This window comes from Paenarthrobacter sp. (assembly GCF_031180005.1).
Classification (GTDB): domain Bacteria; phylum Actinomycetota; class Actinomycetes; order Actinomycetales; family Micrococcaceae; genus Arthrobacter.
In genome coordinates this window covers 81044-105086 of record NZ_JAPSHI010000012.1, presented here as the reverse complement: position 1 = coordinate 105086, position 24043 = coordinate 81044, and the positions used below count along the sequence as shown (strand labels likewise).

Here is a 24043-nt window from a genome sequence, read left to right as displayed (position 1 = left end):
CTACTCAGCCGCTGCGGAGGTGATGAGGGCCTTCAGGGTGCTCTTCTCGATCTCGCCGAGGACGCGTGAGGCAACCTTGCCTTCCTTGTCCAGGACCAAAGTGGTGGGAACTGCACCGGGAGGCACAATTCCTGACACGGACAGCAGAACTGCCCCATCCTTGTCATTGAAGCTCGGGTAGGTGATGTTGAAGGTCTTGTCGAAGGCCTCGGCGGTGGCTTGCTCGTCGCGCAGGTTAACGCCGAAGAACTGGACGCCTTGGTCCTTGAAGTCCAAGTGCAGTGCTTCAAGCTGGGGAGCTTCGATGCGGCACGGAGCGCACGCGGCAAACCAAAAGTTCAGGACGGTGACTTTGCCCAGAAGGTCCTCCGGCTTTACCGTCTGCCCGTTGAACAGGGTGCCTTTGAGCGCAACGGGTGCGGAGCGATCCGCCTTTGCGAACTCCGTCACCGAACCATCGCCTGCCACGTAGTTCTTGTTGTCGCCTGCCTTGGCCTGCTTGGCAAGGGAGTCTTCCTGGGCACACGCGGACAGGCCCATGGTCAGACCTGCGAGGAGGACACCACCGGCGGTCAGCACGCCGCGGCGCGAAAGATTGTTGTCCATGCTTCTACGCTCCCGGGGTGCTCGCCGCACCGGGAAGCAGGACGGCAGCAGGCTCGGTGTACTCAACGCGCACGATCTTGCCGTCGTCGTCGAGCGTTAGGGACGTCAGCGACGTGAGGGTGCACTCGCGTTTACGGGGATCGTGCGCAAGGCGGCGGCCCTCAGCAGTCAATCGGGTGGACCAAATGGGAAGTTGGTGGCTGACCAGAATGGCTTCGGCGCCGTCGCCGCCCAGTTCGATGGCCTTCACACGCGCGTCTTCAACCGCGGCCAGTACGCGGGCCGCTTGTTCCTTGTAGGGCTCGCCCCATGAGGGGCGCAACGGATTCCGAAAGTAGATCCAGTGCTTGGGCTTCAGGAACTCGCTCCTGGTGGGGTGGAGTCCCTCGAAGTGGTTCTCTGCTTCGATGATGCGCGGCTCGGTGGTGATCTCCAGCTTCAACGCCTCGGCCGTGGGCATGGCCGTTTCCTGGGCACGCGTGAGCGGCGAGGCTACCAGATGCACGATCTTGGCGCCCTCGTTGACGCGGGCCGTGAAGTGGTCCGCCAGCATCCGGGCCATCTCCCGGCCACGTTCGGAGAGGTGGAATTCCGGCAGCCGGCCGTAGAGGACGGCGTCGGGATTGTGGACCTCGCCATGGCGAAGCAGATGGACAGTTGCTTGGGGCATGTTTACCAGTTTCTCAAAGAAGCGGGGCGATCCGAAATCTTCTACCGCTAGTAGAACTCAAAGTTTTCCCGAAATGTTCCTCGGAGTTGGAATAAAAGATGCATATGCATGTTTATACTGGGTATGAAACTCGGTTGACGCTTCAAGCAATGAGCTCGACCAGGCAAGCAAGCAGTACCTACCACTCGATATAGGAGCAACACCATGATGACTCTCCCCGCTTCCGTCACCACCGGCACCTGGACCCTCGACGCATCCCACAGCGAGATCGGCTTCACCGTCCGGCACGCAGGCATCAGCAAGGTCCGCGGCCAGTTCAAGGATGCTGCTGCCACCCTGGAAGTTGGCGAAACGCTGACCGATTCCAAGGTCACCGCCACCATCCAGACCGCCAGCTTCGACTCCGGAGACGTCAACCGCGACGGCCACGTCAAGGGCGAAGACTTCTTCGATGTGGAGAAGTTCCCGGAAATCACCTTCGTATCCCGTCACGTCAAGGCCAACGGCAACAGCTTCGACCTCGTGGGCGATCTCACAATCAAGGGTGTGACCAAGGAAGTTTCCATCGAGACCGAATTCAACGGTGTGGCCGTGGATCCGTTCGGCAACACCCGAGCAGGCGTTTCCGGCGAAACCACCATCAGCCGCAAGGACTTCGGCCTCACGTGGAACGCAGTCCTCGAAGCCGGTGGCGTCCTGGTCAGCGACAAGGTGGTCATCAACCTTGAGCTCGCCTTCATCGCGCCGGCCGCCGCGTAGCCAGCACGCAACACCGAACGGCCCCGCACAGTTCACACTGTGCGGGGCCGTTTTCGGATATAGGGAAGTCACCCCGCAATAATTCGGCAAACAGCCTGCATTTAGCTGCGAGTTGGCTCCGAATTTCCTATGCATCCCTCAACCTGCGGTCTAAAGTGATGCCATGAGTACCCCAGACGAAACACCACAGCCACAGCAGCCCGGCTCCCAGCCTCCGCAGCCCGGCAATGTTCCTCCTGCGGGTCACCAGCCTCCGCAGGGCTACCAGCCGCCGCAGGGTTACCAACCGCCGCAGGGTTACCAACCGCCGTCGCAACCGGGCCAGTACTCACAGCCCGGACCGGCTCAGCCCGGATTCCACTTCGAAATGCCCACTGACGGACCGCGTAGTTTCAACGACGTCATGCCGCAAGGCGGCTTCTCGGGGATGTTCAAAACCCAAGGCCTGCCAACGGAGTTAAAGGTTTCCTACTTCATCTGGGTGATCTCCGGACTCCTGGGCCTGCTGTTTGGCCTCATCGCTTTCTTTGCCGTCATCGCTGCCTTCGCATTCGCTCCGGGATTCGCCGCCATCGCGCTGATCCTTCTCCTGATCACCTTGGCGGTAGCCGCCGCACAAGTGGTCCTGGCCATGAAGATGAAGGAAGGCAAAGAGTGGGCCCGGCTCGCGTTGACCATCCTGGCCGGTGTTTCCTTACTGCTGGCCATCTTCGGAGCGGCAAGTGGTGGCGGTTCCGGCATGGGCTTGGGCGGCAACTGGTTCGGCTTCCTGGTGAGCGCAGTTGCTGTTGTACTGATGTGGCTGCCCAATTCGCAGCTCTGGTTCAAGGCCGTGAAGGGCCACGCTTAGCAGTGACCCAACTGCCGCCGTCGTGCGTTACCGGCGGTAGAGCGAGACTGAAGGCCGCGGTCAGATCCTCTCGGATCTCGCGGCCTTCATCATGAAGGCGTAAGCCGAGATGATGATTTTTCCCGTGAGCTTGAAATACCTGCGTGTGATCATCTGCAGTGTCGGACGCTGGGGGTACGGTGGTACCAGAACCACGCTGGGGGCAGGGTCATTTTGCTGATCCCGGCGGCCGCACCAGCAGTCGAACAAGCAAAGGAATGCCATGAGCAACCCTCCGTACCCGCCCTCGAACCCGGGCGACGACAACAAGCCCGAGCAGCACGGCTCCCAGCCTTCCGCGCCGCAGCCTCCGGCACCCCAATATGGTCAGCAGTCCCCCGCCGCGCCGCAGTACGGACAGCAGTCCCCCGCCGCACCGCAGTACGGACAGCAGTCCCCCGCCGCACCGCAGTACGGACAGCAGCCTTCCCCGTATGGCCAAGCTCCCGGAGCTCCGCAGTATGGCCAGGGCAACAACTGGCCGAGCCAGCAGCCCGGCCCCACCACTATCCCTCCAATGGTTAATTACGCGTTCTGGATGATCATTGCCGCAGGTATCCTGTCTGCCATCAGCTCGCTGCTCTTGGCCACCACCGGAGCCGATGCCTTCATTAACGTGATGAACCAGCAGGCCGCACAGCAGGGCACTGAGTTCCCTGCGGAATCCATTGAGGGGATGCGCGGTGCCATCGCAGTGGGCGCCATAGTCGGTGCCATCTTCTCATTGGGCCTTTACGCGCTGGTCGCCTTCCCCGTCCGGAAGGGCAAGAACTGGGCCAGGATCCTGGGCACCGTGTTCGCTGCTATCTCTGTTCTGGGCCTCACCGGCTTGTTCCAGTTCGGCGCAACCTACGGCATGATGCAGCTCGTCGTGATCCTGCTGGGCGTTGCAGCGATAGTCATGCTGTACCTGCCGGCGTCGGCTCCGTATTTCCGTAAGGCCCAGCCTTTCGGGAACCCGTACCAGAACCCCTACGGCCGCTAAACCGTCACGCTTCCAAGTACTAAACGCGGGCGCGGACCCGGTAAAGGCTAAACAGCCTGGCCCGGTGTCTGCGCCCGTTGTGCGTGGTAGGCCAGGATCTGGAGCTCGGTTGCCATATCCACCTTGCGGAGGTTGACGTGAGGGGGGACCTGCAGCAGCACCGGTGCGAAGCTCAGGATGCTCCGGATTCCGGCGGCAATGACGCGGTCGCACACAGCTTGAGCCACGGTCGCAGGTAGCGCCAGCACCACCATGTTGGTATGGGTGCGTTCCAGGACGCGCTCCAGCTCGGCCGAATCACTCACCCGCAACCAGCCCACCTCGTTGCCGATCACCATGGGGTCCGCGTCAAAGATAGCCACAACGTCGAAGCCCCGGGACTCGAAGCCGCCGTACCGTGCGAGGGCTTTGCCGAGGTTACCGGCACCCACAATCGCGACCTTCCAGTCGTGCGTTAGGCCGAGTGCGGCGGCGATGTGCCGGCTCAGGTACTGGACTTCATAGCCAACGCCCCGGGTCCCGTAGGAACCGACGTAGGAGAGGTCTTTGCGTAGCGTGGAAGAACTGACGCCCGATGCCTCCGCCAAGGCTTCCGAGGAAACGCGTTCCACGCCTTCGGCCAAAAGTGAGTTGAGCGCGCGTAAATAGAGAGTCATCCGGGCCACAGCCGCGGGCGGGATCTGCTTGGTGGCAGGTTCGTTGTCCCCGGTTGTTGCGTCCGGGGACGGTTCCAGCGCAGTCACGGTATTCTCCATTGCGTCGCTTTGTTGTTCCACTCTATGACCCCCGGCCGGACTCAACAAAAGCCATTACTTACGGGTAACCCCACCTTCAGCCCTCCAGGACTTTCTTCAGAGTGCGGGTGAGCCGTTCCTCGTCGATCTTCCAGAAATCCCGCTGAATGCCGTCTACCAGCACCACAGGGATCTCCTCTCCAAAGCGCTCCTGCAGTTGTAAGTCGCCGTCGATCTTCTGCTCAGTCCACTGCATGCCAAGGCTTTTCGTGACGCGCTCGACGGCGGCACGCGCTTCCGTGCAGAGGTGGCAGTCAGCTTTGGTAAGGAGTACGACGTCGGGAATAGCCATGTCTCAAAGGTAACCGCCCCGACGCTCTCTCACATCCCGCGCCCTTCCCACCAACGCTCGCTCACATCCCGCGCCCTTCGGTGACACCGCCGTGCGTCCTCAACGCAGGCCCCGGCGATTGACTAGACTCAAGGCATGCCCGAGGAGAAGAACGCCGCCGTGGTCGCAGATGCCTTGGTGCAAAACACCGCGCAGAAAGACGCGGCGAAACAGGATCTCGTGCGCAAGCACGCTGGCGAAGCCGCCTTCTTCGACGTCGACAATACGTTGATGAAGGGTGCAAGCCTCTTCCACGTGGCGCGCAAAATGTACGAACGCAAAGCGTTCACACTTTCCCAGGCTGCCGGATTCGCTTGGAAGCAGTTCAAGTTCGTCATGCGCGGCGAAAACATGGAAGACGTCCACTCCGTTCGCGACTCCGCACTGACCCTTGCTGCCGGCATCACCGTGGATGACATCAGGGCCTTGGGCGAAGAGGTCTATGACGAGATGATCGAGTCGAGGATCTGGCCGGGAACCAAAGCGCTGGCAGAACAGCACCTTCGGGTCGGCCGGAAGGTGTGGCTCGTGACTGCTACGCCCATTGAGGTGGCCACCGTCATTTCCACCCGGCTCGGCCTGACCGGGGCTTTGGGCACCGTGGGCGAGGTGGACGAAGGCGTCTACACAGGGAAGTTGGTTGGCGACATCCTCCACGGACCTGCAAAGGCGATCGCGGTCCAACTCGTGGCCGACCGCGAGGGACTGGATCTGGACCACTGCTGGGCGTACAGCGACTCCGCCAACGACATCCCCTTGCTCACCATGGTGGGGCATCCCGTGGTCATCAACCCGGACGCGAAGCTGAGGCGGCACGCTCGTGAGAACAATTGGCCCGTGTACGACTTCCGCTCCGGACGCCGCGCGGCCACGCTCGGCCTCAAAGCCGCGACAGTCGGCGGAGCTGTGTACGGATTGTGGCGTGGCTTCTCAAAATTCCGCGGCCCCCGCGGCTAACGCTCTCGCACATCCCTCGGGCATAAACCTAACGCTCTCGCACATCCCTCGGGCATAAACCCAACGCTCTCGCACATCCCTCGGGCATAAACCCAACGCTCTCGCACATCCCTCGGGCACCTCGACTAGCCTGTGGATAACTTCCGACGACTCAAGGCTTTCTGGGCAAGAATGCCGGTATGCAGAATGCCACCCCGCTTCCTCCCCGACTCACCACTGCACCCTTCACTCGCGATGAAGCCGAAGCAGCAGGCCTTAAGCAGTGGCACCTATGGAATCGCGTCAAGATCGAAGGGGTTAGCCGTGGTCTTTACCGGCCTTCCGACTGGGATTTCGAGCTGTCGGCGGCTGCAAGATCGCTGTCGGCGGCAACTCCCGGTGCTTGGATCTCCCATGTAACCGCCGCCAGGTTACAGGGGACATGCCTCCCACCCTGGTTGTCAGATTCCAACGAATTGCACCTTAGCAAGCCCCGGCATCTCCCGTCAGTGCGGCGCAAAGGAGTGATCGGACACACGGTAGTAGCCGCTGAGGACGAGATTGAGCATGTCCAGGGCATCTGGATGAGCACTCGGGCGCGCACCTGGCTGGATCTCGCACGACGCCTGCCGGTCCGCGACCTCGTCTGCATGGGTGACGAGCTCATTCGCATACCCCGGCCGGACTTCGAAGGACGCGAGACACCGTTCACTACACTCGAAGCTCTCCGCAAATTGGTGGAGAGACACAAGAATCTGCAGGGGGTTGTTCGGGCAAGAGAAGCACTCGGCCTCATGCGCGTGGGCGCCGATTCCGCACCCGAGTCGCTGCTCCGCTTGGCGATGCTGGACGCAGGAATTCCCGAACCGGAACTGCAGGTGCAGCTCCGGCCGAACGATCCTTTTTCCCCGTCCGCGGACCTGGGCTTTCGTGTTCGGCGAGTAGCGCTACAGTACGACGGCGGCCATCACTTCGATCAGGAACAGATCTTTAGCGATCGGCGACGCGATAAGGCATTCGAAGCAGCGGGTTGGACGGTCCTCAAATTCGGCAAGAATGACTTGGCGGACAACTTCTCGTCAGCCACGCAGAAGATTAAAAGGGCTCTGCGATCAGCATGGCAGGACCCCGCGGTCAGTGCGGGCTTTTCCCGAGGGACGTGAGAGAGCATCCCCACCAAACCCGCGTGACGTGAGAGAGCGTGGGATGCAAAAATGCCCGCCGCCTCGAGAGGCAACGGGCATTCACGCTTGATGAAGTATCTCTACTTCTTATTGCGGCGCTGGTGGCGAGTCTTGCGAAGCAGCTTGCGGTGCTTCTTCTTGGCCATACGCTTGCGGCGCTTCTTAATAACTGAACCCACGAAAGTTCCTTACAAACTAGAAGTTCCTGTCTGTTGGAACAGATCCGCGGAAGCAGACAAGTACAACTGACAGATTCTTACATTGACGTAAAACGTTCCTTAACAGAGTACCGCTTCAAAGGGGCACCCCATGACCACGGTCCGCGGGACGGACCCCGGCAAGCCTCAGGCGGTCTCGGATTGACCGTCCACCACGGCACCTTTTAGGTACTGGGCAACAGCCTCTTCAGGAACCCGGAAGGAACGGCCGAACCTTACGGCGGGCATTTCCCCTGAGTGGACCAGACGATACACAGTCATTTTGGAAACACGCAGGACGTCGGCCACCTCGGCCACCGTCATGAAACGCGCATTCGAGAAGTTAGTCTCCGCGGACATTTCCCATATTCCTTTGCTCTCAGACAGTAGGACACCCCCAGTGGAACGGTGTGCCGATGCTGAGCCATCAAACAACCATGTGCTAGATACTCTAGAGGCTGATGGTGCCAATGTGAAAGAGCCCACGGCCCTGATTCGCCCATTTAGTGGGTTCCCTGCTGGCGATGCCGGGCGCACGGCATGTTTGGCAGGGAACCCACGAATCGGGCAACTGCCCCCTACGCCCCAACCACCGCGCGACGCTTCCGTGCCGACGCTGCGAGCTGTTCCAACACTGAGGCCGTAACATCCCATTCCATGCAGGCATCCGTGACGCTCTGCCCGTAAACAAGCTCCTGCTCCCCTGCAAGCTGCTTGGCCACATCCAGGTTCTGCACCCCTCCAACGAGGAAGCTTTCCAGCATGACGCCAGCGATCGGTGAGGTCTCCCCCGCTTCGAGCTGAGCACCGATTTCCAAGGCAACTTCCGCCTGACGGTGATGGCTCTTGCCGCTGTTGGCATGGCTGGCATCCACGATTAGGCGCGGATTAAGCCCCTTCGATGCGAGCTTGGATGACGCAGCTGCCACATCGGCAGCGGAGTAGTTGGGGCCTTTGCGTCCACCGCGAAGGATGACGTGGGTGTCCGGGTTTCCTGACGTCGCCACGAGAGCTGCCCGGCCGTCGTCGTCGATTCCCAGGAAGGCCTGCTCAGCGGCAGAGGCCCCGCAAGCGTCAATGGCTACCTGAAGATCGCCGTCGGTGCCGTTCTTGAAACCGATGGGCATGGACAGCCCAGAGGCGAGCTGGCGATGGATCTGGCTCTCGGTGGTGCGGGCGCCGATCGCGCCCCAGGACACGAGGTCCGCCATGTATTGCGGGCTGATGGGCTCCAGGAATTCGGTGGCAGTGGGCAGACCCAATGCGGTGACCTGCTTCAGGAATCCGCGGGCGGCCCGCAGTCCGGCAGCGATGTCGTGGCTGCCGTCCAGGTGGGGATCGTTGATGAGGCCCTTCCAACCAACAGTGGTGCGCGGCTTTTCGAAGTAGGTCCGCATGACGATCAGCAGGTCCTCTTTGTGCTTTTCGGCCTGGCTGACCAACCGGCGGGCGTATTCGAGACCGGCTTTGGGATCGTGGATGGAGCACGGGCCAACGATCACCAAGAGGCGATCGTCCACGCCGTCCATGATGGCCCGGACCTGATCGCGTCCACGGTCGACGACGGCGGCTGAGCGGCCGTCCAGCGGCAACTCGGCGATGAGGTCCTGCGGGGCCGGAAGCGGCTCGAATCGGGCAACCCGCAGGTTGGAGGTAGCGGGTTGAGCGGCGGCTCCGGATTCAGCGGAGTCGAGCGATTCGGTGGGTTCTGCGGCAATGCTGGTCATTTCTGGGTCCTGTTCCGGGATGCGGAGCGGGCCCCTTTTCAGAACCCGCCGGATATGGCGAAGGGCAGAGAATAATCTCTGCCCTGTTGGCTCTGAAGGAAAGTTGGATGCGTGTCAGTTAGACGCGGGCCCCTCCAGAGCCAACGAAAAATACGCATACCAACGCTTAGTCATAGCCACACCATAACCGCGGTTCTTCACAGCACGCAAATCGCGTCCATCAAGATGACAGCAGTTTGCGCAGGAACTGTAACTGCTTGATCCAGTGGTGCTCTTGGCCGCCTTCGTGGTTGTTGAAGCGGTACACCTCAATGTCCTTTTCAGGGGCACCGCCGTGGCCGCGAGAGCCGGTGCCGTAGTTGTTGAAGCTCGCGAACACAGTTGATGGCGGGCAGATATCGTCCATTTGCGCAGCTGAGAACAGCGCGGGGACCGTGGCCGCGCGGCCCAGGTGGACGCCGTCGAAGTAGTTCAGCACCGCCAGCATGGGCTCATACTTTTCGCGGTGCCGACCCAAAAATCCCGCGATCTCGGGGTACGGGCCTCGGGGCGTTATGTCGATCGCCCGGGGGAAGTCCTGCAGGAACGGGACGTCGGGTAGCGCGGCGATAACGCCGTCGAGCCTTCCAGCCGTCAGCCCTGCAGCAGCAACAGTGATGCCGCCACCCTGGCTAACGCCGGTCAGCACCACCTTGGAAGGGTCGACGGCGGGATGGCTTTGTGCCGCTTCTACCGCCCGGAAGGCGTCCACGTAGACCCTGCGGAAATAATAGTTGTCCTGGTGGTCAGCGCCTCGCGTCATGAGTCCCGCATAGTTCACCCCACCCGCAGACGCGTGCGGATCCGGGGTGTCGCCGGAAACGCCCCCGTAGCCCTGCCCGCGGGTGTCCATGATGAAGTGCGCGTAGCCTGCCTGCGCCCAGCGGGTGTTCTGATTGACCAGGCCCCTGCCACCGGAGTAGCCGATGTACTCCACAACCACGGGAAGCTGCTCCCCCGGCTCGAGCTGCGCGGGTACGTGTAGCCAGCCCTTGATGCGGTCTCCCCCGAAGCCGGAGAAAGTGACGTCGAAGGTGTTGATCACACTGAGGTAGTTGTCCACTGGCTCAAACACCGCATCAAGCGGGAGTGCGCGGGCATCTGCGATGGTGCGGTCCCAGAACTCCTCGAAGTCGGCTGGCGCCTCTGCTGTGGAGGAGTAGTCGCGGAGCTGGTCAAGGGGAAGGTCAAAGAGGGGCATGGTCCATTCCGGTTCAGGTGGGTCTGACTGGGCAAATTCAGGCTGGGGGCTGTTGCGTCCACCGAGGACATCCTACGTCACTCCGTGACTCCCGAATCAGCCCTCTTTGAATCGTTACATTTCTGCAGTGATCAAGTTAGACTGAACATAGCCCATCGTGGGAAAGCGCTTGCTGAGGTGTAGCCTAATCCCGCCCGAACACTTTTGTGAAGACCCAGACGACGGCGTCACGCGCCATCGTTGTCGCGCCAGCCTAGGAGAGTCATGGACACCCAGTCCGCCAGTAGTCCAGCACCCTTCGGGACTGCCGCTGCCACCGGGACCACCCCTGCCAGGATCGCCCTCGTGGGAGTTCACGGCTTCGGTACGCACCACCTGCGCAACCTCGAACGGCTCAGCAGCCAAGGCAAGGTGGACCTCGTTGCCGTGGCCGACCCGAATCCCCCGGCACCCGGAGACCTGCCCGCGACCACCGCCGTCCACGCGAACCTGGATGAGCTGCTGGCCGGCGAACATCGTCCGGATGTCATCATTGTGGCAACCCCCATTCAGACCCATGCTCCATTAGCCCTGTCCGTACTGGCTTCCGAGGCGGATCTGTATTTGGAGAAGCCCCCGGTTGCCTCTATGAGCGACTTCCTCCATCTCCAGGAAGCGGCGGAGGAAGCCGGTCGCCGGGTCCAAATCGGTTTCCAAAGCCTCGGATCCCATGCCCTGGCGGCCTTGGAACAGCTTGCGGGCGGGGAATCCTCGGAAGAGCTGCCAAGCATCGGCAACTTGAAGGGGATTTCTGCTACGGGCCGTTGGGTCCGGGATCGTGCCTACTACAAGCGCTCCCGCTGGGCAGGCAAACGCAGCCTCGACGGCGTGGATGTGGTTGATGGTGTTGCCACCAACCCGTTGGCCCATGCAATCGCCACGGCGCTCCGGATCGCCGGAGCGCGAGCAGCGGGAGACCTCGCGTCCGTGGAGACGGATCTTTACCGCGCGAACGATATCGAAGCGGACGACACGTCCGTGATCCGCTTGCGCACCATCAACGGTTTGCCCATCACGTGTGCCCTCACCCTCTGCGCCACTGAATCCGTGGAACCCTACGTCACACTCCACGGAACGGAAGGTACGGCGGTATTCCACTACACAGAAGACCGCGTAACTGTCCGCACTGAAGCAGGCGAAACCTCTCACACCTTCGGACGGGACGACCTCACGGAGAACCTTCTCCAGCACCTGTCCGAGGGCACGCCGCTGCTGAGCCCCCTCGATCACAGCGGCGCGTTCATGCGCGTTTTGGAAGCTATCCGCACAGCCGAGGCTCCCGCGCTAATTCCCGGGGAATGCGTCAGTTGGGTAGGAACGGGCGAGCAAGCCCACGCGGTGATCCCGAACATCGAGGACATTCTGGAACGCTCCACCCAAGCCCACGCCACTTTCTCCGAACTGGGACTTCCTTGGGCCCGGCCGGTCACGGCAGGCACCGAAGCACTCTTCTCCCCCGACGCCGACGCCGGCCCGCCCAACGCCCACTCAACGCCCACCGCGGTCCTCCGCTCTGGCAGCAACCTTGAGCCGGACCTCTCCCCGCGCCCCTACTTGCACCCGGTGTCCACACCATCCGGCATCTCGGTCACTGACCACCTGCCTTCAGACCACGCCTGGCACCTTGGCGCGGGCTTCGCACTGCAGGACGTCAACGGGAGCAACTTCTGGGGCGGTCGCAGCTACCGCAGGACGGCCGGAAAGTACGTGGATTTGAAGGACCACGGCAGGATCGAGACGGCGAATGTCGCCCGGGAAGAAGATGCCACCACGCTTGACCTCAACTGGCTCGCATCCGACGGCAGCCTCGTCCTCAACGAACGGCGCTCCCTGAGCCGCACGCTCCTGGATGAGCGCACATGGCGACTCGAGATCCAGACCCGGCTCACCGCCGTCGTGGACGTTTCCCTGGGCAGCCCCGGCTCCCACGGCGCTGCCGGCAGCGGCTACGGCGGCTTCTTCTGGCGCCTTCCTGTCAATGCTTCCTCGCGCGTCTTCTCCTCCACAGCCGAGGGCGAGCCGTCAGTTCACGGTTCCGTGGCGCCGTGGCTGGCTTGGACCGGAGAGTTCGACGGCGGCCCTGCCACTCTGGTGTTTGGCGCACCTTCAGAGTCGGCGGACCCTTGGTTCGTGCGGTGCAGCGACTACCCCGCAGTCGGTTCAGCATTGGCGTGGGATGCCGCGGTGGAACTTGCGGCAGGGGATTCCCTCACCCGTACCAACACTGTGTGGATCAGCGACGGAATCTTGGATGTAGCGGAGATCGAGGGCTTGGTTTCAGGCAGATGAGTGCTCGCTGACGCGTTGTGAGGCCCGCCCTGCATGGTATTTGCCATGAATAGCCTGTAGAACGGGCCCCGCAACGCGAAGGCACGGTGTTTGGCAATTACCGGCGGCCCGCTAGGCGCGGCGACGGGCCGAACAGCGCCAGAGCAGGAAGCCAATCACCGCCGCGGACATCATTCCCAGCGCTCCCGTGACCACAAGCCCTGTCCGGACGCCGAAGTCCTCCGTGAGCCACCCGGCCAGCAAGCCACCCAAGGCATGACCGCCCAGCAGAAGCGGGAAGTACAGCGCCAAGACCCTGCCGCGTACGCTCGCCCCGGCTTCAAGCTGCACTGCGGTGGCTGCGCTCGTGAGGAACACCAAGGTCATGAAACCCACCACAATGAGCATCGCCACGAACCACTCTTGTGTGGGCATCAAGGCAGCGAGCGCTTGCGTCAGACCGAAGAGTCCTGCACTGGCCACGATCCCCTTCCGTCCAAAACGCTTGATCCGTGTTGCCACCAACGCGCCAGCAAGAGCTCCCAAAGCGCTGACGGTGTTGAAGAGCCCAAAACCGGCTGGTCCACTATGCCACACTCCGTCCGCGAACGCTGCGAGAACTACGGGCCCGTTCATGCCGAAGGCACCTAACAAGCCCGCCAGCAGCATCGTTAAAAGCAGGGGTGGGCGTGCTCGGACGAAGCGGAAACCCGCGAGGATCTGGCCCCTCCGGGCAGTGGGATCCGGCACTTCCAGGGAATGATGCAGCTCACCTGGCCTAATGGAGGCAATCATCACCAGGACTGATACACCAATCAAGGCATTGGCAGCGAAGGCCGCCGCAGGACCAGCCTGGGCGATGATCACCCCGGCCAAGGCCGGGCCGGCCATGGCTCCCAACTGCCCTATTGCGCTGTTGAGGCCGATAGCGGCGGGCAATCCGGCGTCGCCCACTACCTCGTTGACGAACACCTGCCGCGCCGGTCCATCGATGGCACTGGTGATGCCCAGGGCAATACAGGATGCATAGACCACCCAGACATCGCTGCCACCCATGGCGTTCCAGACAGCCAAAACGGCGGCCAACAATGCGGCGACGGACTGGCAGACCAGAAGGATGCGTCGCTTGGGAAACAGGTCAACCAGTACCCCGCTGATGGGTCCTACTACCAGCATGGGCAGGAACTGGAGCGCAACTGCCAGGCCCACGGCGGCCGGACTGCCGGTGAGCTGAAGCACCAACCAATCCTGGGCCAGCCGTTGCATCCAGACACCGCCGCTCCCTACAAGGGAAAGGGTGATGAAGATCCGGTAGTTGTGGTGCCTCAGCGGGTAGTGCCAGCTTTCCGTGGAACGGGCACGCGGTGTGGTGGATTTGGGGCGCAGTGGGAACGGGCGCGGCGACACGGAGTGTTCTGCTCGATTCAGCGGGTTGGGTCGGATCTCAACGATGGGAACGGATTTTTATGGCAGCCGCGGCCAGGACCAGGGTCCCGGGAACGATGACGAACAATGCCTGCAGCATCCAAACGAAGACCACTGTCATGAAAACTGCAGCAAGCAACAGCAGCGAACCGGTCCAGTCGCGCAGTGCATCAGCTTTGGCCTGCGAGTAGGCGAACGCCCACCGCTGCGGACCGGGAACTTCGGCGGGTTGCTGGTCAGCATCGCCACTCCAGTTGACGCCACCGCTCCAGTTGGCGGCGACCCGCAGGAAGAGCACTGCGCCTGCTACAGCCAAAATCAGCGTAGCGGGCAGGATCACCGCCCGGCCGGGCAGTTGACCCACCATGGCGAGCAACAGGTTTAGGACAATCACGACGGCGGCTACCGCCGTCGTGATTCCCATCTTCCAGCTGCCGGGAAGCGCTTGGCGGAAATTCCCCCACAGGCTCCGGAGGGAATCGTCCCTCCCGCTGAGGTGCCTTTCCAGGTGCGCGACGCCGGCCGCATAGGCAGCCGGCGCCGTCACAAAGGGGACGGAGAGGAGGAGCACGATAACTCCCGCCAGGATGGTCTCGGCGAAGAGGGCAAAGCGGTTGACCGGGATCCCGGAAGACTTGCCTGTGGTGTTCATCGTGCTCATTCTCTGTTGTCCTTAGCCCTTGAGTCCCTGTGTCGAAACGCCTTCGACGATGTAGCGCTGGAAGACCAGGAAGAAGACCAGCACGGGCAGGAGTGCCAGGACGGACATGGCGATCATGGCGCCGTAGTCCGAGCTCTGGGTCTGGTCGACGAAGAGCCGCAACGCCAACGGGAGCGGGTATTTTTCGGGGGTGTTGAGGTAGAGCAGCGGACCCAGGAAATCGTTCCAGCTCCAGATGAAGGAGAAAATGGAGGTGGAGATCAGGGCCGGTTTCATGAGCGGGAGCATGATGGATCCGAAGATCCGGACGTGTCCTGCGCCGTCGATTCGGGCTGCTTCGTCGAGTTCGGCCGGGAGGCCGCGCATGAACTGGACCATGAGGAACACGAAGAACGCGTCCGCGGCGAGGAACTTGCCGATCAGCAGCGGCACGTAGGTATCCACCAGGCCAAGCTGCTGGAAGACGATGTACTGCGGGATGATCACCACGTGGAAGGGCAGGAGCAGGGTGGCGATCATCATGCCGAAGAACAGTCCGCGGCCGGGGAAGTTGATCCGGGCGAAGGCGTAGGCGGAGATGGACGCCGAGAGGACGGTTCCCACCACGGCGCCGACGGCCAGGATCAGGGAGTTGGTAAAGAACGTCAACGTGGAGACGCCGCCGATTCCTTCCATGGCCGTGATGAAGTTGTCGAAGCTGAAGTTGTTCGACCAGAGGGCGTTGTTGGCGCCGCCGATCTCGGAGTTCGGCTTGAAGGAGGCCGAAATCATCCAGATGGCCGGGTAGAGGACCATAGCCACCAGTGCCAAGGCAACAATGTGGAAGATGGTGCTCTTGACCCGTTTGGCCGTGGTGGATTCGGACTTCGGGTTGTAGGCAGGTGCCGTTGGGTTCTTCGTGGGTGCGGGCTGGGTGGGTGTTGCCATGGTTGTCATTTCGAATCACCGCTGTAGTGGACCCAGGACTTGGAGGTTTTGAAGAAGATCAGCGTGATGACGCCGACCACGATCACCAGGAGCCAGGCCATCGCCGAGGCGTAACCCATCCGGAAGTCGGAGAAGCCGCGCAAGTACAGGTAGAGGGTGTAGAAGAGGGTGGAACCTGCCGGGCCGCCTTCACCGTTGGAGATGATGTAGGCCGAGGCGAAGATCTGGAATGCGTGGATGGTTTCCATCAGGAGGTTGAAGAAGATCACCGGGGACAGCATGGGCCAGGTGATGTTCATGAACTTCCGCACCGGACCGGCGCCGTCCATCGAGGCTGCTTCATAGAGGTCCGCGGGGATCTGCTTGAGGCCGGCCAGGAAGATCACCATGGGGGCACCGAACTGCCACACGGTCAGCAGGATCATCATGCCCATGGTCATGTTCGGGTTGCCCACCCAGCCGCCCAGGTTGATCCCGAAGAACGACAAGCCCTGGTCCACCGGACCGGAATCGCCGAACATCGCCTTCCAGACGATCGCGATGGACACCGACGCGCCGATCAGGGAGGGTGCGTAGAACGCGGACCGGTAGAAACCCTGGCCCTTGCGCTTGCTGTTGAGCAGCATCGCGATCGCCAGCGCCGCAGCGAGTTTCAGCGGGGTACCGAAGATCACATACTGCATGGTCACGCCCACCGACTGCAGGAAACGCTCGTCCTGGAAGAGGGTGACGTAGTTATCCAGGCCAATCCACTTGGGAGCTTCGAAGAGGTTGTAGTTGGTGAAGGAGAGGTACAGCGAGGAAATCATCGGGCCTACAGTCAGAGCGATGAATCCGAGCAGCCAGGGCAGCAGGAAGGTGTAGCCGGCGCGGGCATCCGCGCCCCGCCGCCGCGACTTACGCGGCTGCGGGGAGGCGGACGACGATGAGCGCCTGCTCAGGGTTGGGCTTTGAGTCACGAGATCAGTCCGTCAGTTGGGAAGGCATGGATCAGACGCAGGGTCTGGTCAGGCGTTCTGCTTGATGAGGTCTTCGGCTTCCTTGAACCAGGAATCGGCTGCGCCGTCCAAGGTCAACTTGCCGTAGTTCAGTTCGGAGCTGACCCGCTTGAAGGAGGCTTCAAGCGTGCCGAAACCGACGATGGGAGGCTCGGGGGCGTCCTTGAGGTACTTCTCGATGGACTTCTCGTAATCCACAACCAACTTGTCCGTACCTTCGAACGTGGTGCCATCACGCTGGGTCTTCGACGCCGGGACGCCGCGGGAGGTCTTGAAGATCTGGCCAACCTCGGGATCGTTAACCATGAAATCGATGAAGCGGGCAGCAGCATCCTTGTACTTGGTCTTGGCGCTGGCCACCATGAGCATGGAGGGCTTGAGGAACAGGCCCAGGTTGTCCGGGTCATCCGAGGGCACCGGCACCAGCTTGAGTTCCTTGGCGCCGCTGTCGCCCAAGTAGCCGGCCATGAAGTTGTCCCACGTGACTTCACTGGCAGTGACGTTGGAGCCCATGGCGGACTTGGGGGCGAGCTGGGTGACCCGCTCTTCAGGAACCAGGGCGGGGGTCCCGCGAAGCTCGGCGGTGGTGTTCCACCACTTCTTGAGGTCGTCCTTGGTGAAGCCCAGCTTGCCGTCGTCTGTGAAGGCCTGGATGTTGTTCTGGCGCAGCCAGATGTTGAACATCCACCACACACCGGTGTAGTCGGTGCCGCCATATAACGCTCCGTTGCCCTTCTGTCCTACTTCGAGCATGAACTCGTTGAACTCTTTGTAGGTCCACTGTCCGTCCGGTTCGGCAACGCCCAGGCTCTGGAGCTTGGCGGGATCGTAGTACACCGCGAAGGCGTTGGTACTGGTAGGAATACCGTAGGTCTTGCCGCGGATCTGACCCGAGGGAAGGAGGGACTTGTCGAAGGCGTCCGTGTTGATTTTTACGGTGCCCAGGTCAAGGAGCTGGTTCCGCTGCCCGTAGTCCCGCAGGTAGGACAGATCCCACTGCATCACGTCCGGCAAGCCACCGCCGGCAGCTTCGGTGGCGCGCTTCTGCCAGTACCCGGCGAAGTCGGTGAAGTTGCCGTTCACCTTGATGTCCGGGTTCTTGGACTCGAACAGGGCAATCGCCTTGCGGGTACGCTCCGCCCGGTCATCGTTGCCCCACCAGGTGTAGTTGATGGTGACGGGATTCTCCGCGGAACCTGTCTGCCCGGCGGTTGAGGACTGGCCACAAGCGGAGAGGAACGCGGCAGATGCAGTGCCGAGAGCCACCGTGGTGAGGAATTTCCTTCTATCGATCATGAGAGCCTCCTTGCTCAGTTGGTGCAAGCTTCCGAGTTCTCTACAACGTGGCAGTGATCTCGCTTACACTCGTTCTGAATCGATACAATATCCCTAATTAAGAACCTGGGCAAGCGTTTTCCAAAGAACACGCTTTTACCGAAACGCTGCACCCATAACTCCGTACCATGAGTACCAGCACGGCCAACCTGACGAAGGAGTCCCCTTGACCTCCCCCGAAATCCCCCGCAGCCCATCCCTCTGGAAGAGCATCGACGGCCTCGCTTACGGCGGCGACTACAACCCTGAGCAGTGGCCGGAAGACATCCGTCTCGAAGACATCGAACTCATGAAGGAGGCCGGCGTTAACTTTCTCAGCGTCGGCATTTTCTCGTGGGGCCTCTTGGAGCCCACTGAAGGAAACTACGATTTCAGCTGGCTGGACGATGTCATGGACAACCTTCACCGAGCCGGGATCAAGGTGGCGCTGGCAACAGCCACGGCTTCTCCCCCTGCTTGGCTGGCACGCAAATACCCCGAGATTCTTCCCATCACAGCGGAAGGAATCAGGCTCGACCGGGGCTCACGACGCCACTACACGCCGTCGTCGTCCGTGTACCGCAGGTACGCCACCGCCATGACCCGCGTGCTCGCCGAACGATACAAAAACCACCCGGCCCTGGCGCTCTGGCACGTGGACAATGAGCTTGGCTGCCACGTTGGTGAGTTCCACGGCGAGGAGGATGCCGCCGCTTTCCGAGGATGGCTGGAGCGGCGATACGGCTCCATCGAAGCCCTCAACGAGTCATGGGGAACGGCGTTTTGGTCGCAGCACTACGCTTCCTTCGACGAGATCATCCCACCGGGGGCCGCGCCCACCACCCTCAATCCCGGGCAGCAATTGGACTTCGCGCGCTTCAACTCCTGGGCCTTCATCGACTACTACCGCGAATTGCTGGCCGTCATCCGCGAAGTCACCCCCAACATCCCGGCGACCACCAACTTCATGGTCTCCAGCGCCACCAAGGCCTTGGATTACTTCGATTGGTCCAAGGACATGGACGTGATCGCCAATGACCACTACCTCGTGGCCGCGGACCCGGAGCGGGAAATCGAACTCGCGTTCAGCGCCGACCTCACCCGAGGGGTGGCAGGCGGCGAGCCGTGGATCCTTATGGAACATTCAACGTCGGCGGTCAACTGGCAGCCGCACAACCAGCCCAAGATGCCCGGTGAAATGCTCCGCAACTCGCTAACTCACGTAGCGCGCGGCGCCGATGCCGCCATGTTCTTCCAGTGGCGGCAAAGCAAGGCTGGCTCTGAGAAGTTCCACTCGGCCATGGTTCCCCACGGCGGACGGGACACCCAGGTGTGGCGGAACGTGGTGGATCTCGGTGATGCTTTGTCCAAACTGGAACCCGTCAAGGGCTCCCGCGTGGAATCCCGCGTTGGGGTCGTGTTCGATTACGAAGCCTGGTGGGCTTCGGAGTTGGATTCGCACCCGAGCAATTCGCTGAGATACCTCGACACCATGCGCGCCTTCCACCGCTCCTTGTACCTGCGCGGTATCACTGCGGACTTCGTGCACCCGTCCTCGGAACTGTCCGGCTATGACCTCATTCTGGTGTGCACCTTGTACGCCGTAACGGACGCCACGGCTGCCTCGATTGCTGCCGCAGCTGAGGCCGGTGCCACGGTGCTCATCAGCTACTTCAGCGGCATTGTTGACGAACGGGACCATGTCCGACTCGGCGGCTACCCGGGTGGGTTCCGCGAACTGTTGGGGGTACGGAGCGAGGAATTCCACCCACTCTTCCCTGGCACATCGGTCACGTTGAGCGACGGAACAGTATTTGAACCCGGAACTGCGGGATCTGTGTGGAGCGAGCACGTACACGCTGGCCAGGACACTGAGGTGCTGGCAACCTTCACTGACTACCCGCTCGACTCCGTCCCTGCACTGACGCGGCGCACTGTCGGATCCGGTTCAGCCTGGTACCTGGCCACACTTCCCGACGCCAATGGCATCGACTCGCTCACCGCTCGACTCGTGCAGGAAGCAGGCGTGACGTCCGTGACCGAGGCGTCTTCCGGCGTCGAACTTGTCCGGCGGCGGGGCGCCAACGGCCGCAGCTTCCTTTTCGCCATCAACCACAGCCGGGAGGACGTTACCGTGAAGGCCGACGGCGGCGAACTGCTGAGCGGCTCCCGTTTCACTGGCGTCGTACCAGCCGGAGCCGTGGCCGTCATCGCGGAAGACCAACCCAAGTAAGTAGCAGATCAGGTCGTTCTCAGCGCTCATAACGACCTGATCTGCTACCCAGTTGGGTGGGAACACGAAGAACCGCGCCCGGGCAGATCACTAATGACCAACCCTGGGCGCGGTTCCCCTTCGAAAAAGCTAGGCTCCGATCGCGGACTTCATTTCATCCACGGCCTTCTTGCCTGCTTCTTCCTCCGAGAGCCTGTTGAACATGACCTCGGAGGTGTAGCGCTTGATGATTTCCTGGATGGCGCCGGCGCCCTTCGGCGGGGCTGCCGGAGCCTCCCCGAGTTCTTCCTTGATGGCGCCGATGAAGTCGACCACCTTCACGTCTGCCTTGGCCAGCTTGGGAGCAATTGCCTCGCGGACGTCAGAGTTCGGGTACACACCACGGTCAGCAAGCAGGATCTCGCCGGCCTTGACGTTGTTGGTGAGGAAGTCAATGAACTTGGCCGTCTCTTCAGGGTGCTTGGTCCGGGAGGAAGCGGACCAGAACTGCGATGCCTTGTACCAGAGCCCGGCATCTTCAGCCTTGCCGGTCTTTGAGGGGAAGCGGAGGATCTGCAACTCGCCACCAGCAGCCTTTTCGAGAGCCGGAAGTTGGTTGGACCACCAGAACGCCATGCCGTTCTTACCCGTGGCCAGTCCGCTCTGATCCAGCGGTGCAGCTTCAGCTTCAACGATCTCCGAGGCGGTGGGTACCGCCTTGTTTTCGCTCATCTGCTTAAGAAGTTCCCAGTAGCCCTTGATGTCCGCGGGCTCAAAACCAAGCTTGCCGTCCGCGGTGTAAAGCGACTTGCCGTTCTGTCGCAGCCACACACCAAGGGAAGCTTCGTCCGTGCCGTAGGCAGCCGCGCCATACGTTCCCTTCGGGGACTTGGCGGTTACCTCGGCCGCAATCCGTTCAAAGTCTTCCCAGGTCCATGTCTTGTCGTCAGGAAGCGGGACGCCAGCAGCTTGGAAGACCGCCGGGTTCGCGAGGATGGTGGCGGCATTGATGCCGGCGGCTATGCCGGTCAGTCCGTCTTCGCCCTTGCCTGCGTTCAACGCGGCCTCATCCAGCTTGGACGTATCGACGTCGTACTTGGAGAGGTCCAGCAGTGCGCCGCGGCTGGAGTATTCGGTGATGTACTTTTCATCCATCTGAATGATGTCCGGAGCATCGTTGGCCGCAACCTGGGTGGCCAACTTATCCCAGTAACCACTCCAGTCGCCGTATTCCGGCTTGATCTTGATGTTGGGATTCTCGGCCTCGAAGGCAGCTATTGCTTCCTGCGTCAGCTGGGCGCGTTTGTCTCCGCCCCACCATGAAAAGCGAAGCTCCACCTTGCCATCGGCACTCTTCGCTTCCGGTCCTCCGCCCCCACCGCAAGCCGTGAGCGCGAGGACTGCGGCAGCTGTTGCCGCAACGAGAGCTGAGGCACGAAGCCTGCGCTTGCCCTTCTGCGCTGAAGCACGGACTTTTGAGGCAGTTGCGGGGGCGACTGCTTCACCCTTTGGATTTACCGGCACTGTTGTCTCCGATCTTCTTTGATCTCGATGCAAACTGAGAAAGCGTTTTCTCGTTGCAATTATGATACAAGTCACAATCTTGTATTACAAGATACCGAACTTGTCGTACTTGCTCTATTTGATGCCGGTGGTTGCGATGCCCTTGATGAGGAACCGCTGGCCGAAGAGGAAGACCAGGAACACCGGTAGCAGGGACACAATAGACATCGCGAAGAGCGATCCCCAGCTGGTTGCCGACTGTGAGTCAACGAACGCCCGAAGGGCAACTGGAACCGTGAACATGTCCGGGTCCGTGAGATAGATCAGGGCGCCGAAGAAGTCGTTCCAGGTCCAGATGAACGTGAAGATGGTGGTGGTGGCCAGGGCCGGAACCATCAGGGGCAGTATGACGCGGAGGAAGATCCTGGGGTGGCCGGCACCGTCAATACGGGCTGCCTCATCAAGGTCTTTCGGAATGCCCCGAATGAACTGGACCATCAGGAACACGAAGAACGCGTCCGTCGCAAGGAGTTTGGGCACAATCAGCGGCCAGAACGTGTTCACCCAGCCGATCTGCGAGAACAGGATGTACTGCGGCACGATCACCACGTGGAACGGAAGCATGATGGTCAGCAGCATGATGCCAAAGAAGATCTTCTTACCGCTGAACTGCAGGCGGGCGAAGGCGTAGGCGGCCATGGAGCAGGAGATCAGGTTGCCAAGGATCGAGCCGAGAACCACCACTGCGGAGTTGATCATGTAGTGCCCGAACGGGTGTGTCAGGGCAGACCAACCATCGGTGTAGTTGCTCATCTCCAGGCTCTCCAGCCACAGGCCGGGTTCGCGGAAGATGAGGTCGTTGGGGCGCAGGGAGGAAACCACCATCCACAGCAGCGGGTAGATCATCACCCCGCCCACAATGATCAGGATGGCGTGCTTGACCAAGCCCTTGATGCGGGCGCTGCGGCTGAAGGCCAGGCTGCCCGGAGATTCACGGCGTCGCGGGCTTTTTCCGTCCTTCCCGGAGGAGGAATCGGAGGCGGCGGGGAGGGTCTGGAGCTTAGTCATCGTAGAACACCCAATACTTTGAAGCGATGAAGTTGATGGCGGTGAAGACGCCGATGATGACCAACAGGAACCAGGCCATCGCTGAGGCGTAGCCCATATCAAATTGACCGAAGCCCTTTTGGTACAGGTACAGGGTGAAGAACATGGTGGAGTCGGACGGGCCGCCGTTGCCGCCGGAGACGATGAACGCCTGCGTGAACGACTGGAACGAGCCGATGATCTGAAGCACCAGGTTGAAGAAGATGATGGGGCTCAGCATCGGGAGGGTGATCCGCCAGAACTGCTGCAGCGTGGTGGCGCCGTCAACTTTGGCGGCCTCGTAGTACATCACCGGGATTTGGCGAAGGCCGGCGAGGAAGATGATCATGGGGCTGCCGAACGTCCAGACATGCAGCAGGATGATGGAACCCAAGGCGGTATTAGGGTCCGAGATCCAACCCGGCCCCTCAATGCCTACCATCGCCAGGACCTGGTTGACCAGACCTGTGGTGCCGAAGATCTGCTTCCACAGGATGGCAACTGCAACCGATCCTCCCAGCAGGGACGGCAAGTAGAAAATGGAGCGGTAGAAAGGCAGTCCGCGCAAGCCCTTATCCAGGACCAGGGCAATCAGCAAGGCAACACCCAACTGGAGAGGCACACCCACCAACACGTACGTGAACGTGACGCGGAGCGAGTTGTGGAGGCGGGCATCGCCGAACATGCGGACGAAGTTATCCAGCCCCACCCATTCCGGCGGCTGCAGAAGGTTGTAGTCCGTGAAGGACAAATACAACGACATCAGCATGGGCCCCACGGTGATGGCGACCAGGCCAACCAGCCAAGGAAGGAGGAAAACGTAGGCGGCTTTGTTGTCGCGGCCGTTCGCCTTCTTCTCTTCTTTGGACATGGGACCCTTGCGCCGGGTCATCGTGGAGAGTTCGCCTATGGCACTCATTGCTTCCCCCTCACCGGAGCGCGAACGCCTTGCGGCGTCCCCGTGCGTAGTACAGCGGCCATGTGGTCTCCTTTGGTCATCGTGGCCATCCACGGAGTACAAGTGTGGTTGGTTCTTGCCGTCCAGGACGCGGCCAGTGCTATGGCGCAACCCCTCTAAAGCGCCAGGCTCAGGTCCCGGTGTTCAGCGGCTCCGTACCAAAGTAAACGTTTTCTTGACCCATGTACAGCCTTTTGCTAATTTTTGAGAAAGCGTTTTCTTACGGAACCGCTTCAGCTTGTTTTTCCACGCTGACCAAGTCCGGCGTGCGCTGCAGCACACCCTTCGCATCGATAAGGCAGGACACTAATGTTTCCCACTGACTCCGCCTGCC

General features: G+C 61.3%; 23 protein-coding genes. 7 read left to right on the top strand and 16 right to left on the bottom strand.

Going from position 1 to position 24043, the window contains the following annotated elements:
• Nucleotides 1-606: a TlpA disulfide reductase family protein gene (locus RIF72_RS11010; protein WP_309074858.1), complete on the bottom strand. Its 606-nt coding sequence runs from the start codon at nt 604-606 to the stop codon at nt 1-3.
• A gap of 4 nt (nt 607-610) precedes the next feature.
• Complete coding sequence (locus RIF72_RS11005) at nt 611-1276, bottom strand: histidine phosphatase family protein (protein ID WP_309074856.1); 666 nt, start codon at nt 1274-1276, stop codon at nt 611-613.
• 207 nt (nt 1277-1483) lie between these two features.
• Between RIF72_RS11005 and RIF72_RS11000 the strand changes: the two genes are divergently transcribed.
• The 3 genes from RIF72_RS11000 (at nt 1484) to RIF72_RS10990 (ending at nt 3909) form a co-directional block, all read left to right on the top strand.
• Nucleotides 1484-2035: a YceI family protein gene (locus RIF72_RS11000; protein WP_026005548.1), complete on the top strand. Its 552-nt coding sequence runs from the start codon at nt 1484-1486 to the stop codon at nt 2033-2035.
• 163 nt (nt 2036-2198) lie between these two features.
• The gene (locus tag RIF72_RS10995) at nt 2199-2885 is read left to right on the top strand and encodes a hypothetical protein (RefSeq protein WP_309074854.1); all 687 of its coding nucleotides are present in this window, start codon (nt 2199-2201) and stop codon (nt 2883-2885) included.
• Between the two features lie 262 nt (nt 2886-3147).
• Nucleotides 3148-3909, top strand: coding sequence for a hypothetical protein (locus tag RIF72_RS10990; protein WP_309074852.1), 762 nt, complete (start codon nt 3148-3150; stop codon nt 3907-3909).
• A 47-nt stretch (nt 3910-3956) separates the two neighbouring features.
• On the opposite strand, the gene RIF72_RS10985 is transcribed toward RIF72_RS10990, so the two are convergent.
• Nucleotides 3957-4664 carry a redox-sensing transcriptional repressor Rex gene (locus RIF72_RS10985; RefSeq protein ID WP_309074850.1) on the bottom strand — a complete coding sequence of 236 codons (708 nt, stop codon included), beginning with the start codon at nt 4662-4664 and terminating at the stop codon, nt 3957-3959.
• Between the two features lie 76 nt (nt 4665-4740).
• Nucleotides 4741-4995 (bottom strand): glutaredoxin family protein, encoded by a 255-nt coding sequence (locus RIF72_RS10980; protein WP_309074849.1) that lies wholly within the window; start codon nt 4993-4995, stop codon nt 4741-4743.
• A 135-nt stretch (nt 4996-5130) separates the two neighbouring features.
• Between RIF72_RS10980 and RIF72_RS10975 the strand changes: the two genes are divergently transcribed.
• Both RIF72_RS10975 and RIF72_RS10970 read left to right on the top strand, forming a co-directional pair.
• Complete coding sequence (locus tag RIF72_RS10975; protein ID WP_309074847.1) at nt 5131-5991, top strand: HAD-IB family hydrolase; 861 nt, start codon at nt 5131-5133, stop codon at nt 5989-5991.
• A gap of 179 nt (nt 5992-6170) precedes the next feature.
• Nucleotides 6171-7133, top strand: a complete 963-nt coding sequence (locus RIF72_RS10970) for a DUF559 domain-containing protein (protein ID WP_309074845.1) — start codon at nt 6171-6173, stop codon at nt 7131-7133.
• Nucleotides 7134-7234: 101 nt separating this feature from the next.
• On the opposite strand, the gene RIF72_RS10965 is transcribed toward RIF72_RS10970, so the two are convergent.
• From RIF72_RS10965 to RIF72_RS10950, 4 genes are all read right to left on the bottom strand, one after another.
• Nucleotides 7235-7333 (bottom strand): 30S ribosomal protein bS22, encoded by a 99-nt coding sequence (locus RIF72_RS10965; RefSeq protein ID WP_003792170.1) that lies wholly within the window; start codon nt 7331-7333, stop codon nt 7235-7237.
• A gap of 165 nt (nt 7334-7498) precedes the next feature.
• Nucleotides 7499-7711, bottom strand: a complete 213-nt coding sequence (locus RIF72_RS10960; RefSeq protein ID WP_017199160.1) for a helix-turn-helix domain-containing protein — start codon at nt 7709-7711, stop codon at nt 7499-7501.
• A 218-nt stretch (nt 7712-7929) separates the two neighbouring features.
• The gene (locus tag RIF72_RS10955; protein WP_309074842.1) at nt 7930-9078 is read right to left on the bottom strand and encodes a 3-deoxy-7-phosphoheptulonate synthase; all 1149 of its coding nucleotides are present in this window, start codon (nt 9076-9078) and stop codon (nt 7930-7932) included.
• A gap of 220 nt (nt 9079-9298) precedes the next feature.
• Nucleotides 9299-10318, bottom strand: coding sequence for an acetylxylan esterase (locus tag RIF72_RS10950; protein WP_309074841.1), 1020 nt, complete (start codon nt 10316-10318; stop codon nt 9299-9301).
• A gap of 264 nt (nt 10319-10582) precedes the next feature.
• Here RIF72_RS10950 and RIF72_RS10945 point away from each other — a divergent pair, with 264 nt between their 5' ends.
• Entirely contained in the window at nt 10583-12646 is a 2064-nt protein-coding gene (locus RIF72_RS10945) for a DUF6807 family protein (RefSeq protein ID WP_309074839.1), read from the top strand.
• Nucleotides 12647-12757: 111 nt separating this feature from the next.
• On the opposite strand, the gene RIF72_RS10940 is transcribed toward RIF72_RS10945, so the two are convergent.
• From RIF72_RS10940 to RIF72_RS10920, 5 genes are read right to left on the bottom strand one after another with little or no spacing between them, the layout of a single operon-like run.
• Complete coding sequence (locus tag RIF72_RS10940; RefSeq protein WP_309074838.1) at nt 12758-14032, bottom strand: MFS transporter; 1275 nt, start codon at nt 14030-14032, stop codon at nt 12758-12760.
• Between the two features lie 37 nt (nt 14033-14069).
• Complete coding sequence (locus RIF72_RS10935; protein WP_375164215.1) at nt 14070-14711, bottom strand: Poxvirus protein I5; 642 nt, start codon at nt 14709-14711, stop codon at nt 14070-14072.
• A gap of 12 nt (nt 14712-14723) precedes the next feature.
• Nucleotides 14724-15647 (bottom strand): carbohydrate ABC transporter permease, encoded by a 924-nt coding sequence (locus tag RIF72_RS10930; protein ID WP_309074836.1) that lies wholly within the window; start codon nt 15645-15647, stop codon nt 14724-14726.
• A complete protein-coding gene (locus RIF72_RS10925) occupies nt 15644-16597 on the bottom strand; it encodes a sugar ABC transporter permease (RefSeq protein ID WP_309074835.1) in 954 nt (317 codons plus the stop codon). The genes RIF72_RS10930 and RIF72_RS10925 overlap by 4 nt, the downstream gene beginning before the upstream one ends.
• A gap of 48 nt (nt 16598-16645) precedes the next feature.
• Nucleotides 16646-17932 carry an ABC transporter substrate-binding protein gene (locus RIF72_RS10920; protein ID WP_309074833.1) on the bottom strand — a complete coding sequence of 429 codons (1287 nt, stop codon included), beginning with the start codon at nt 17930-17932 and terminating at the stop codon, nt 16646-16648.
• Nucleotides 17933-18137: 205 nt separating this feature from the next.
• On the opposite strand from RIF72_RS10920, the gene RIF72_RS10915 reads away from it, so the two are divergent.
• Nucleotides 18138-20183: a beta-galactosidase gene (locus RIF72_RS10915; protein WP_309074831.1), complete on the top strand. Its 2046-nt coding sequence runs from the start codon at nt 18138-18140 to the stop codon at nt 20181-20183.
• A gap of 129 nt (nt 20184-20312) precedes the next feature.
• Here RIF72_RS10915 and RIF72_RS10910 read toward each other — a convergent pair whose 3' ends face one another.
• From RIF72_RS10910 to RIF72_RS10900, 3 genes are all read right to left on the bottom strand, one after another.
• A complete protein-coding gene (locus RIF72_RS10910) occupies nt 20313-21686 on the bottom strand; it encodes an extracellular solute-binding protein (protein ID WP_309074829.1) in 1374 nt (457 codons plus the stop codon).
• Nucleotides 21687-21800: 114 nt separating this feature from the next.
• On the bottom strand, nt 21801-22733 hold the full coding sequence (locus tag RIF72_RS10905) for a carbohydrate ABC transporter permease (RefSeq protein WP_309074828.1): 933 nt from the start codon (nt 22731-22733) through the stop codon (nt 21801-21803).
• A complete protein-coding gene (locus RIF72_RS10900; RefSeq protein ID WP_309074827.1) occupies nt 22726-23670 on the bottom strand; it encodes a sugar ABC transporter permease in 945 nt (314 codons plus the stop codon). Before RIF72_RS10900 ends, RIF72_RS10905 begins: the two co-directional genes overlap by 8 nt.
• Nucleotides 23671-24043 lie beyond the last annotated feature (373 nt).